10 protein-coding genes are annotated in these 11,664 nt (G+C 42.9%); 7 read left to right on the top strand and 3 right to left on the bottom strand.

Annotation, left to right across the window (positions count from 1 at the left end; all coding sequences use genetic code 11):
• The first annotated feature begins 435 nt into the window (after positions 1-435).
• Positions 436-2,142 (top strand): ABC transporter ATP-binding protein, encoded by a 1,707-nt coding sequence (locus PSE7429_RS06890; protein WP_009626386.1) that lies wholly within the window; start codon positions 436-438, stop codon positions 2,140-2,142.
• A gap of 203 nt (positions 2,143-2,345) precedes the next feature.
• Here the strand turns inward: PSE7429_RS06890 and PSE7429_RS23410 are convergent, their stop codons facing one another.
• Positions 2,346-2,903: an ankyrin repeat domain-containing protein gene (locus PSE7429_RS23410; RefSeq protein ID WP_009626384.1), complete on the bottom strand. Its 558-nt coding sequence runs from the start codon at positions 2,901-2,903 to the stop codon at positions 2,346-2,348.
• Positions 2,904-3,335: 432 nt separating this feature from the next.
• Here PSE7429_RS23410 and uvrB point away from each other — a divergent pair, with 432 nt between their 5' ends.
• The gene (gene uvrB, locus PSE7429_RS06880; RefSeq protein ID WP_040687614.1) at positions 3,336-5,336 is read left to right on the top strand and encodes an excinuclease ABC subunit UvrB; all 2,001 of its coding nucleotides are present in this window, start codon (positions 3,336-3,338) and stop codon (positions 5,334-5,336) included.
• Between the two features lie 256 nt (positions 5,337-5,592).
• Here the strand turns inward: uvrB and PSE7429_RS06875 are convergent, their stop codons facing one another.
• Positions 5,593-6,612: a DUF2235 domain-containing protein gene (locus PSE7429_RS06875; protein WP_009626382.1), complete on the bottom strand. Its 1,020-nt coding sequence runs from the start codon at positions 6,610-6,612 to the stop codon at positions 5,593-5,595.
• 388 nt (positions 6,613-7,000) lie between these two features.
• On the opposite strand from PSE7429_RS06875, the gene dapF reads away from it, so the two are divergent.
• Both dapF and PSE7429_RS06865 read left to right on the top strand, forming a co-directional pair.
• Positions 7,001-7,843 (top strand): diaminopimelate epimerase, encoded by an 843-nt coding sequence (gene dapF, locus PSE7429_RS06870; RefSeq protein ID WP_009626381.1) that lies wholly within the window; start codon positions 7,001-7,003, stop codon positions 7,841-7,843.
• Positions 7,844-8,003: 160 nt separating this feature from the next.
• Positions 8,004-8,342 (top strand): histidine triad nucleotide-binding protein, encoded by a 339-nt coding sequence (locus PSE7429_RS06865; RefSeq protein WP_009626380.1) that lies wholly within the window; start codon positions 8,004-8,006, stop codon positions 8,340-8,342.
• Positions 8,343-8,425: 83 nt separating this feature from the next.
• Here the strand turns inward: PSE7429_RS06865 and PSE7429_RS25940 are convergent, their stop codons facing one another.
• A complete protein-coding gene (locus PSE7429_RS25940) occupies positions 8,426-8,611 on the bottom strand; it encodes a hypothetical protein (protein ID WP_144052489.1) in 186 nt (61 codons plus the stop codon).
• On the opposite strand from PSE7429_RS25940, the gene PSE7429_RS06860 reads away from it, so the two are divergent.
• The 3 genes from PSE7429_RS06860 to PSE7429_RS06850 all read left to right on the top strand — a co-directional run bounded on the left by PSE7429_RS06860 (position 8,595) and on the right by PSE7429_RS06850 (position 11,570).
• Positions 8,595-10,196, top strand: coding sequence for an Hsp70 family protein (locus PSE7429_RS06860; RefSeq protein WP_009626379.1), 1,602 nt, complete (start codon positions 8,595-8,597; stop codon positions 10,194-10,196). The two genes, PSE7429_RS25940 and PSE7429_RS06860, sit on opposite strands and share 17 nt — an antisense overlap.
• Positions 10,197-10,391: 195 nt before the next feature.
• Positions 10,392-10,901: a hypothetical protein gene (locus tag PSE7429_RS06855; protein ID WP_100228902.1), complete on the top strand. Its 510-nt coding sequence runs from the start codon at positions 10,392-10,394 to the stop codon at positions 10,899-10,901.
• A 321-nt stretch (positions 10,902-11,222) separates the two neighbouring features.
• Positions 11,223-11,570 (top strand): response regulator, encoded by a 348-nt coding sequence (locus PSE7429_RS06850; protein ID WP_009626376.1) that lies wholly within the window; start codon positions 11,223-11,225, stop codon positions 11,568-11,570.
• Positions 11,571-11,664 lie beyond the last annotated feature (94 nt).

The following is an 11,664-nucleotide window of genomic DNA, read 5'->3' as shown; positions in this document are numbered from 1 at the left end:
GTCACACTTTCGTGAATTGGTATTAATTAAAGTACCTACGGCTTCGACTCCGCTCAGCCAGCTTTAGCTGAGCGGAGTCGAAGCTCAAGCTGGCTGAGACATTTTTTGGCCCCAAAAGCCTCAGCTACCCAAAGTTTCTTAGTTTGGATTTGAGCCCAAATCCCAGTCTAAAAGCTGCGGCGCAGCTTTTAGACTGGGATTCTAATTATGCTGAAGTACTTAATACCAATTCACTGAAGTGAGACAACACTTCAGTGAATTAAAAAACAAACCCAGTAAGCTTTTGAGATTCCCAAAATGGCAACGCCATTTTGGGAATTGGTATAAAACACGATAAAGTGCGAAACTTATCCTTGGTGAATTGCAAATATTTGAGCTACGAGTTTGAAACAACGATCTTCGGGAAAATCTTCAAAGCCGTCTTCTTATTGGCAGATGAAGGATTACGTCTACCCACAGCGTTTTCTGATTGCTAAAGCATTTTTATGTACCCTAGTCTTTATCGGCACAATGCCCCTCCTTGCCGAGCTACTAGGACGTGTCGCCCAAGCACTAGGGAAAGGAGATGTTAATGCGATTATCCAGATCGCTATTTTCGCGGTAATTATGTTTGTCTTCAGAGGATTGGGGCAGTATGGGCAGGATTCGATGATGGCGCAAGCAGCCCTAAATGCCGCTAGGGATTTGCGCGTGGATGTATATGCCCACCTGCAAACCCTCGATCTAGATTATTTTGCGGAATCACGCACGGGTGATTTATCCTATCGCTTAACTGAAGATGTCGATCGCATTGGCGAAGTTATTAGTAAGTTTTTTCATCAGTTCATTCCGTCAGTGCTGCAATTGATTTTCGTACTGGCTTACATGATCTATTTGAATTGGATTTTAACTCTCACAACCCTTGCCGTTGCCCCCTTAATTGCCATCTTAATCGCATGGTTTGGCGATCGCATGTTGAGCCTCAGTCGCCGCAGCCAAGATCAAGTGTCGAACCTCGCTGCCCTGTTGTCGGAAATCTTTAGTGGCATTCGCCTCGTCCGCGCCTTTGCCACCGAGTCTTACGAAATTGATCGGTTTAAACAGGAGTCCGAACAAAACAGCCGTCGCAAATATGCCGCCGATCGCGTCAGAGCAATTCAATACCCCGTAGTCGGCTTTTTAGAAGCCGCAGGAATTTGCTTCCTGTTTTTGTTAGGAGGTTGGCTAATTTCTAATAATTGGCTACGACCAGAACAGTTTGTTGCCTTTGGTGCGGGTGTCGCGCTTTTGATTGACCCCATTTCCAATACCACCAACAGTTACAACGAAATCAAGCAAGCTGAAGCTTCCGTCGATCGCATTTTCGAGATTTTTAAAATTCAACCCGTCGTTACCGAAAAGCCCAATGCGATCGTTCTTCCTGAAATCACGGGCAAGGTTGAATATGTGCAGGTGGGGTTCCATTACCAGAGCGATCGTCCCATTCTTACCGATATCAATTTAGTCGCCAATCAGGGTGAAGCGATCGCCCTCGTCGGGGCTTCAGGCGCAGGTAAGTCCACCATGATGAATCTATTAATGCGCTTCTATGATGTGAATTCGGGAAAGATTTTGATCGATGGCTACGATCTGCGCGACATCCAAATCAGGAGCTTGCGCCAACAACTAGCCTTAGTTCCCCAAGAAAATATCCTCTTCTCAGGAACCGTTGCTTCTAATATTGCTTTTGGACAAAAGGATTACGACACCCAAGCCGTAGAAAATGCCGCCAGAATTGCCAATGCCCATAATTTCATTATGGAACTTCCCCAAGGTTACGACACATGGGTCGGTGAACGTGGCGTAAATTTATCTGGCGGTCAACGCCAACGCATTTCTATCGCTCGCGCCGTTCTCCATAATCCCAAAATCCTCATTCTCGATGAAGCAACCTCTGCCCTTGATGCGGAGTCAGAAAGTCTCGTCCAAGAAGCCTTACAAAGGCTAATGCAAGGCAGAACGACCTTCATCATCGCGCACCGTTTGGCAACAATTAGAAATAGCGATCGCATTATCGTTTTAGAACAAGGTCACATCGTCGAATCGGGAACCCATGACGAACTGCTCCAAAAAGCAGGACGTTACGCTCAGCTACATTCTCGTCAGTTCGATACCATCGGCTAGGTACTAGTTATCTAAAGTGTGATCGACATATTTACGCCTTTTTTGTTGGCATGAAATGAGCATTTCAGAATCTATCCCCCATTAGCTAACCATTACCCTAAGTAGCTAAGCATAAGTAAACTTAAAACCTAGACGAGCGTACCGCACGCGTAGCGGGCAGTACGCTCTCTGGTGTTGGTTTTTAATTATGCCGAACTACTTAACTAGAATAAGATCTCTTCAGACAACTGCTTATTTATTGACTCTGGAACAATTAAATTATCAGTCATTTCTTTTTTTACTTGCTTTCTAACTTCTAGAGAACTTAATAAAAACAGATAATTAAATATATCCAATCCCCCCCAGATGGCAGCGCACATTAATGCACATTTCCCATCTGCTCTAACAACGTTAATATCCGCCCCTTTCTCAACTAAGAATTTTACAATATTGAGGTTATGGCTAAGAATAGCGCTTATTAAAAAAGTGGATCCATCTTCTAGTTCATAATTAAGATCTATACCCGCATCAATAAAAGCTGACATTATATCTATTCTTAATATTCTTATTGCATCTTGAAATGGGGTACTTCCTACTCCAAAATATATATCTACACCTGCATCTAGTAGAATTTTTACAATTTCAAGATTGCCAACCTCAACAGCATGTTCTAGTGGAGTTTTAGCCCAATCACCTATATGGTGTATATCTACACCACTTTCAATAAATATTTTAACCTCTCGAATTTGTCCAGCATGTATCGCATTATGAATTGTTGACATTTTAAAAACCCAAATTTAACGTGAGTTCGATGGAGTAGTAGCGTAGGGTACGTTCATGAAATGAAACACACCAAATAAATCTGCTTGGAATCTATCCTAATTACTCCAGAGATATTCATACAAGTAGGTACTGGTTATCTAAAGCGTGATCGACATATTTGCGCCTTTTTTGTTGGCATAAAATGAGCATTTCAGAATCTATCCCCTATTAGCTGACCAGTACCCTAAATACCAATTCAAGAAAGTGTTACAACACTTTTGTGAATTAAAAACAAACCCAGTAAGAGTTTTCAAAGCTCAAAATGGCTACGCCATTTTGAGCTTTGGTATTAGTGTTGGCTGGGGAGGGAATCAAAATTTAGGTTTGATATGATAGAGATCGCCGATTTCGATCCCCTTCTCGATAACTTCCCCTCAACCCATTCTAAGATCATGCCCCTGTTCGACATCCGCACCCCTTGGCCACCTACTGCCGATCAACCCAAAGCGATCGCCCAATTATTTGATGGATTACAAAAAGGACTCCGTTATCAAACGCTTTTGGGCGCAACGGGGACGGGTAAAACTATGACTGTCGCCAATGCGATCGCTAAATATCAAAAGCCGACTCTAGTTTTAGCGCATAATAAGACCTTAGCGGCTCAGCTCTGTAATGAATTGCGCGAATTCTTTCCGAATAATGCCGTTGAATATTTCATCAGTTATTACGATTACTATCAGCCTGAAGCATATATTCCCGTCACCGATACTTATATTGAAAAGACGGCTTCGATCAACGATGAAATCGATATGCTGCGCCATTCCGCAACGCGATCGCTATTTGAGCGCAAAGATGTAATTGTGGTTGCTTCCGTAAGCTGCATCTATGGTTTGGGTATTCCTGAGGAATATCTTAAAGCTTCGATCCCCTTGGCGGTGGGTGTGGAGTACGACCAGCGCGAACTATTGCGATCGCTTACGAACGTGCAGTACGAGCGCAATGATATTGAAATGGGCAGGGGTAAATTTCGCGTCAAGGGGGATATTTTAGAAATTGGTCCAGCCTACGAGGATCGCACAATTCGGGTAGAGTTCTTTGGCGATGAAATCGAAGCAATTCGCTATGTCGATCCCGTTACGGGAGAGATCTTACAGAGTTTGGATGCCTTAAATATTTATCCCGCGCGGCACTTTGTAACCCCTGCCGATCGCTTAGAGGTCGCCTGTGCGGATATTCAAGCGGAAATGGAAGCGCGACTGGAAGAATTAACCAATGCGGGCAAGTTACTGGAAGCGCAAAGGTTGGAACAACGCACGAAATATGATTTAGAACTCCTAAGAGAAGTCGGCTTTTGTAATGGAGTGGAGAACTATTCGCGGCATTTGGCAGGTCGTCAAGCAGGGGAATCTCCAGCTTGTTTGGTGGATTATTTTCCCAAGGATGATTGGTTGTTGATCGTTGATGAATCCCATGTTTCCATTCCCCAAATTCGGGGGATGTATAACGGCGATCGCGCCAGAAAAATGACTCTCATTGATCATGGCTTCCGATTGCCCAGTGCCGCTGATAACCGCCCCCTGAAAGCGGATGAATTTTGGGGTATGGTCAAACAATGTATTTTTGTGTCAGCTACCCCTGGGGACTGGGAGATGGAAGTTTCAGAACAGGTTGTCGAGCAAATCATCAGACCGACAGGTGTCGTCGATCCTGAAGTGTTTGTCCGCCCAACCGATGGGCAAGTGGACGATCTTTATCACGAAATTCAGGAACGAATTAAGCGGAAGGAAAGAATCCTCATTACAACATTGACGAAGAAGATGGCTGAGGACTTGACCACCTATTTTCAGGAACGAAATCTAGCGGTACGGTATCTCCATTCGGATATTAAATCGATCGAACGGATTGAAATTCTTCAAGATTTAAGGCGCGGTACGTTCGATGTGTTAATCGGTGTCAACCTATTGCGAGAAGGTTTGGATTTGCCTGAAGTTTCTCTGGTGGCAATTCTAGATGCTGATAAGGAAGGATTTTTGCGGGCTGAGCGATCGCTGATTCAAACGATCGGGCGGGCAGCCCGAAATATTGCGGGACAGGTGATCATGTATGCCGATCGCATGACCAATAGTATGGAAAAAGCCATTTCAGAAACAGAACGTCGCCGCCGCATTCAAATTAAATACAACGAGGATAACCAGATTACGCCGCGATCGATCGTGAAATCGATTGAAGGAAATGCAATTTTAGAATTTCTATCGGTATCCCGTCGTCTCAACGAGCGACAACTGGAATATGTAATTAATAACGCTAAGGAAATTCCGTTAGATGATATCCCAACGGTGATCGAACAGTTAGAATCCCAGATGAAGGATGCGGCGAAAAAACAAGAATTCGAGCAAGCTGCAACCTACCGTGACAAGATTAAGTCTTTGCGCGATCGCTTAATCGGCAAATAACTTTTAGCGATCGCCAAGAAGAGAAGGTTGGTGCAAAGCACCAACCTTCTCTTCTTGGCTTCTGATTTTGTCCTAACGCAAGTGGTAATACCAATTCCCAAAAGTGTGGCTACACTTTTGGGAAATTAAAAACCAAACCCAGTAAGGGTTTTAAAATCACAAAATGGCTATGCCATTTTGTGATTTGGTATAACAGCTAGAGCGTACCGCCCGCTACGTGGGCGGTACGCTCTCTGATTTCGGTTTTTAATACTTACTACATATCAAGTTCTTGCTTTAAATACAGGAGGTTTTCTGGGCGATAACTTGTATCATTTTGCCAGCGCTGTTTGACGGTTTCATGCAACGAGGAAACATCTCCTTCTATTTTGCGTCGAACTTCGCCAGCAAATTTAAAGATACCCTTTGGTTCATTGTCAAAAGGAATATAAAATTGAGGATTGATCGGAGATTCCACACAATTGCGATCAATTGCTAGCCCCAACTTTTCAACCCATTCCATTATCCATTCTAAGGTAATATCTGACAAACCATACTTCTCTTTAGTTCCACCTCCAATGCTGCCATGATCACCGACAAACCAGAGTTGATGGATTTGGGTGTCTGCATCATCACTGAGTTCCATTGGCGTAACTGGAAAGGATTTGCGAAGTTCATCGATCGCTACTGCATGAAAAGCATTTTGAATTAAGCGATTGATCTTGGTGTCAAAAAATTCATACTGCTTATTCACCCAATTATCTAAAGGAAAATTGGGAATGATATCGGGAATGCCTAAGGAGCCCACCGTATCCCAGCAACATAAGCCCCGAATCGATACATGTTCACCATAGGTTTCCCGAAATTTAATAGCTTGCTCTCCGCTGGGATGGGTTGAAGAATTGCGATCGCGATAGAGTTGATAGGCTTCAGGTGTTTTATGGATATATTGCCGTTTTAGCAATCCCGCACAGTAAATAAAGCCTGCCAAGCATCTCACGGTATAAGCACCGCGACTAAATCCAAACAGATAGATTTCATCACCTTCTTGATAGTTCAAGCTCAAAAAGCGATAGGCTGATTGAATCTTTTGATCAATGCCCCAACCAAAAGCTCCACCGGTAATTTGGTCGATAAAATCACCTTCAGTGCCAATGCCTTGATCGTAGAAAACAATCTGCTGTATTTCTAGATCGTCTTCTGCTTGAACAGATTGAGCGATTTTTAAGACATTGGTCGCATCTGGCTTTTCTAGCTTGATCCAAGTTCCATCACAGCAAACAATTAATCTTTTCATCGGGATTACTCCTAATTTGATCTGCTTAACCGAATCTACTAAATTGATCTAAGTAAGTGGGTTAATTAAATATAAAACCCTAAAACTTATGGTGTACGCCGCGCTTGCGCCGCAGGTTTGAGATCTGGATTTTAATTATGCGAGGTACTTATATACCTCTAAATCTATATGCCTCTAACAATTAGCTAAACATAAGTGAACTCAAAACCAATAAGAGATGACTACCCGCTACGTAGTCGGTACACTCTTATTAGTTTCTAATTATGCTGAGCTACTTATAATCACTTAATCCCACTAGTCTTGAGATACGGCTTAGATACATTACTTGCAGCCGTATCTATAGCTATATAATATTCAAATAATATGCAAAAACATACTGAATTAACCCATGTCGATCGCGTTTAGTAAATATCACGGATTAGGTAACGATTTTATTTTAATTGATAATCGGCATAGTGCCGAACCAATTTTTACTGCCGAGCAGTCTATCAAATTGTGCGATCGCAATTTTGGTATTGGTGCAGATGGAGTGATTTTTTTGCTAACGGCGGTTGATGGCGGGCATCAGATGCGGATTTTCAACTCCGATGGCTCCGAGCCAGAAATGTGTGGTAATGGAATTCGCTGCTTAGCTAAATTTATGGATGATTTAGGTATCCCCAGCCTTGAGAGAAAGTATTCCATTCACACGGGAGCAGGGCTAATCGTACCGCAGATGGATGCAGATGGACAGGTCACTGTCGATATGGGTAAACCATTTTTGACTGCTGCCGAGATTCCTACTACTTTGGGAGAAGCAGGCGATCGCAAAGTGATTGATTTTCCTGTCGAAGTAGGTGGCAAGGTTTGGAATGTAACGACCGTAAGTATGGGCAATCCCCATTGCATGATCTTTGTAGATGATGTTGCTAGCATTCCCTTAGCAGAAATTGGTGTTCTCTTTGAACATCATCCCGCATTCCCAAATCGGACTAATACTGAGTTTGTGGAAGTAGTGAATCGTGGTTATGTGAAAATGCGAGTATGGGAACGCGGTGCAGGGGCAACTCTCGCCTGTGGTACTGGAGCCTGCGCGACGGTGGTTGCTGGAGTTTTAAACGATCGATGCGATCGCAATTGTACGGTTAATCTTCCTGGAGGAGATTTGCAAATCCATTGGTTGGCAGAGAGCGATCACGTTTTGATGACTGGTCCCGCTACCCTTGTATTTACAGGTTCCTTAAAACTTTAAAGACTTTAGCTGAAAATGGCGTTACCATTTTCAGCTTTGAAAACCCTACTGGGTTTTCAATTCCCAAAAGTGTAGCTACACTTTTGGGAATTGGTATTAGAGATCGATAAAAGCGATCGATAAAAATAAATTTAAAGGTTTAACATTTAAAGGTTTAACTATGAGCGAAACTATTTTTAGCAAAATTATCAAACGGGAAATCCCTGCGACTATTCTCTACGAAGACGATCTAGCCCTCGCTTTTCGGGATGTCAACCCCCAAGCTCCCGTCCATTTCTTGGTAATTCCCAAAAAGCCCATTATTAAACTTTCGGAAGCAACTAGTGAGGACGAATCTTTACTTGGACATTTATTGCTAGTCGCCAGTAAGGTTGCAGCCCAAGAGGGATTAACAGGTTTCCGTCTAGTGACCAACAATGGTGCAGAGGCAGGACAAACTGTCTTTCACTTACATATTCATGTCTTAGGTGGACGATCGCTAGATTGGCCGCCAGGATAATAAATAGTTCCGCAAAACTAGAGAGCGTACTACCCGCTAAGCGGGCGGTACGCTCTCTAGTTTTGGTTTTTAATTATGCCGACTTACAGCGCTTTGCGCTCAAACCCAAACCAAGGAAATTGTTGAAAGCGTTGCTTCGCAACGCTTTCAACAATTTCCTTGTGGTTCGTCTGATCGGTAATTGCTGAAACTTGGGATAAAGCCTCAATAGGCTGAACTTGCAACAAAAATTCTGTAATTCTAGTGAGAATTATGACTGCGATCGCCATTGACTTTGGGACTAGTAATACCGCGATCGCTATTCTGGAAGTAGATAGCGATTTTCATCCGCCAACCCCCAAAACTCTATACTTTGATGAGATCTCCCATGACTTTGCTACTATTGACGGACGGGCTTGGCTAGTGCCAAGTCTAGTTTACGTGGAGAATCAGCCACCTAAGTTTTTATTGGGAGCACAAGCCCGATCGCAGGGGGACTCCAAGCGTCTATTTAGAGGCTTCAAACGCGATATTGTCGCGAGCTTTCGATCGCCAGCCCGTGAGATTGATGGTGAATTTTATGATGCTGAAGCGATCGCCGCAATCTTTCTAACCGAAATTTGGGAACGCTTGAACCTAAAAAAACTGAATCCCAGCCAAATAATTTTTACTGCTCCCGTGGGTGCATTTGCGGGATATCACAACTGGTTTGCTAATTTGGCGGAAAAGCTGCAATTACCAAACTTCCAAGTTATCGATGAGTCCACGGCTGCCGCTTTGGGTTATACGATTACGAGACCCAATGTCTTGGTATTGGTGATTGACTTTGGTGGCGGCACGTTAGATTTGAGTTTAGTCCGTACTGCGCCGATCGCCAATCCTCCATTGTCAAAATATGCCGCTAAAGCCGAAGTAATCGCCAAATCGGATGCTTATATTGGTGGTATCGATATTGATCGCTGGATTGCCGAACATTTCTTGCGCCAATTAGGAATCTTGCGATCGCAAATGCAGGAAAGTGATTGGCAGAGCATTTTAGGAATTGCCGAGCAAATCAAGATTAAGTTATCCCTGATTCAGGAAGTCAGGGAAATCTGGGTGGATGAGCAGATGATTTCCCGTCAACTTCAACTCACGCAAACCGAATTGACCGAGATTCTCGAACAGAATCAGATGATCGAGCAATTACGAGAAGCTATTGATGAAGTTCTTGCCATCGGACTAAATCGAGGCATCAGTAAAGCTGCGATCGAACATGTTCTTCTAGTTGGTGGTAGTTGTCAGATTGTAGCGATCCAGCAATTAATTACTTCCTATTTTGGGAAAACTAAAGTTAAGTTTGGCAAACCCTTTGAAGCCGTAGCCCATGGCGCGTTAACCCTTGGACAAGAGGTGAACGTCGAGGATCATTTGCGTCATAGCTACGCAATTCGGTTGTGGGAACCCTATCTCCAGCAATATTCCTTTTATACATTGTTTGAGCAGGGGACAAAATATCCCTGTCAGCGCACCGAACCCTTAATCCTCCAAGCCGCGATCGCAGGGCAAACAGAGATATGGCTCGATATTGGTGAAGTTGCCGATATTGCCCAAGCTGAGGTCACCTATGATCGCTCTGGTCGGATGACTAGCAGTCAATTGCTCAAACAATCGGACTTTCGCTCGTTGGTACAGAGAAAGTCCGCCGATCCTGATAACGATCCTGAGGCTGATCACCAATGCGTCGCTCGCCTCGAACCCCTCGGTCAGTTAGGAAGCGATCGCATTTCCGTAAAGTTTGAAATTGATGATCGGAGGGTGCTAATTGCTACAATTAGCGACTTGCTGACCGATCGGGTACTAATTGATCGTAAGGCAATTGTTAAATTAGAGTGATTTTTCTTAGGATTACCAAAACCCAAAAGATGGGTGGCGGTGCTTCGCACCGCCACCCGTCTTCTGGTATTTTAAAGCTTGCATTGCTATATTTACCTTTAAGAAATAGATTTAACCCTCTGAAATTTTGTAGAATCTAGTGAGGAGTATTTCTATATTCTCAGGCAAACATTCGGTTGATAGCAGGCTTAACTTGTGACTCATACTCGTTCAAAACATTCTCGACTGATGATTGCGGTCTTACCTGACGAATCCTCAGCATTTGAAGCATATCGCTTACTTCAATGTCATGGCATTTCACCAGAGCATCTGGCTCTAGTTGGCAAAGGCTATAGCAGCCCCGATAGTGTGGGTTTATTCAATCCTACCTACACTACATGGCGCTACGCTAAACGCGGGATGTTTTGGTTAGGTGTAATTAGTACGGTAACGGGGGTAATATTGTATCTAATTTTTAGTATTAAATTGCCAAATTTAGATTGGTATCAGGCATTATTTACGATCGCTTCTACATCTGGACTGATCGGCTTGGTCATTGGCGGTGCGATCGGGACTTTGTATGGATGGTTTTTTAAAAGTAGTTTGTCAATTTCCTGTCGTGGCTGTTTGGAGCGCGGACAATATTTACTAATGTTAGAAGGATCTGAAACCTTAACCCGTAAAGGCAGAGAAATTCTTGATAACTACACAGTAAAACCACATTAATTGGGCTAATTGAATTAGGGGGGATTGCAATTAGTTAGATTGCAATTAGTTAGATTTTAATTAGTTGGGTTGTAATAGTCGAATTGTAATTAGTTGAATTGTAATAGTCGAGTTGTAATTAGTCGAATTGTAAATATCATATAGCCGTCCTAAACATTCACAAGAAAAATAGGGCTCTGACTCGCTCAGCCAATATATATCAAATATATATCAATGGATAAGCGAAGTCGGAGTATCTATCAACTCATTTAGGATTGCTATAAATTTACAACATTTCTTATTTACTACCAAAATTTTGTAAAGATCAGTTTATATCGAGCCATGTCTAACGCTAAAACTATTTTGATTGTTGATGATTCTGAAAGCGATCGCTTACTTTGTCGGAGACATCTTAAGGACGATCCCCAAATTAAATATCTTATTTTAGAAGCATCAACAGCGCAGGCAGGGCTAGAACTATGGCAATCCCAAAATCCTGATGTGGTGATTGTTGATTTAAATTTGCCTGGAGATAGTGGGTTAGATCTACTAGAAGCTATTCGAGAAAATTTAGAAGCGGATAGCGATCGGGCAATGTCAGATTTGAAGTTACCCATAATCATTTTAACGGGGAGTGAAGATGTAAGAGATGCGGTAGTGTCAATGAGATTAGGGGGAGCATCTCACTAATGCAATGAGTATTTCTACTTATAGATGACATATGAGAAAAAGAAATAAAAAATAGAAGGTTAAAAAAGATAGACACCCGAAGAAAGACAAAGTT

The sequence above is a fragment of the Pseudanabaena biceps PCC 7429 genome, assembly GCF_000332215.1.
In the GTDB taxonomy this organism is placed as follows: Bacteria; Cyanobacteriota; Cyanobacteriia; order Pseudanabaenales; family Pseudanabaenaceae; genus Pseudanabaena; species Pseudanabaena biceps.
Note: the sequence above shows the minus strand (reverse complement) of the source record. Positions and strands in the feature narration are given on the sequence as shown.

Excerpts from the sequence above, each read along its gene's own strand:
- PSE7429_RS06890 (WP_009626386.1), top strand. The coding sequence starts at position 436 with ATGAAGGATTACGTCTACCCACAGCGTTTTCTGATTGCTAAAGCATTT.
- PSE7429_RS23410 (WP_009626384.1), bottom strand. The coding sequence starts at position 2,903 with ATGTCAACAATTCATAATGCGATACATGCTGGACAAATTCGAGAGGTT.
- uvrB (WP_040687614.1), top strand. The coding sequence starts at position 3,336 with ATGCCCCTGTTCGACATCCGCACCCCTTGGCCACCTACTGCCGATCAA.
- PSE7429_RS06875 (WP_009626382.1), bottom strand. The coding sequence starts at position 6,612 with ATGAAAAGATTAATTGTTTGCTGTGATGGAACTTGGATCAAGCTAGAA.
- dapF (WP_009626381.1), top strand. The coding sequence starts at position 7,001 with ATGTCGATCGCGTTTAGTAAATATCACGGATTAGGTAACGATTTTATT.
- PSE7429_RS06865 (WP_009626380.1), top strand. The coding sequence starts at position 8,004 with ATGAGCGAAACTATTTTTAGCAAAATTATCAAACGGGAAATCCCTGCG.
- PSE7429_RS06860 (WP_009626379.1), top strand. The coding sequence starts at position 8,595 with ATGACTGCGATCGCCATTGACTTTGGGACTAGTAATACCGCGATCGCT.
- PSE7429_RS25940 (WP_144052489.1), bottom strand. The coding sequence starts at position 8,611 with ATGGCGATCGCAGTCATAATTCTCACTAGAATTACAGAATTTTTGTTG.
- PSE7429_RS06850 (WP_009626376.1), top strand. The coding sequence starts at position 11,223 with ATGTCTAACGCTAAAACTATTTTGATTGTTGATGATTCTGAAAGCGAT.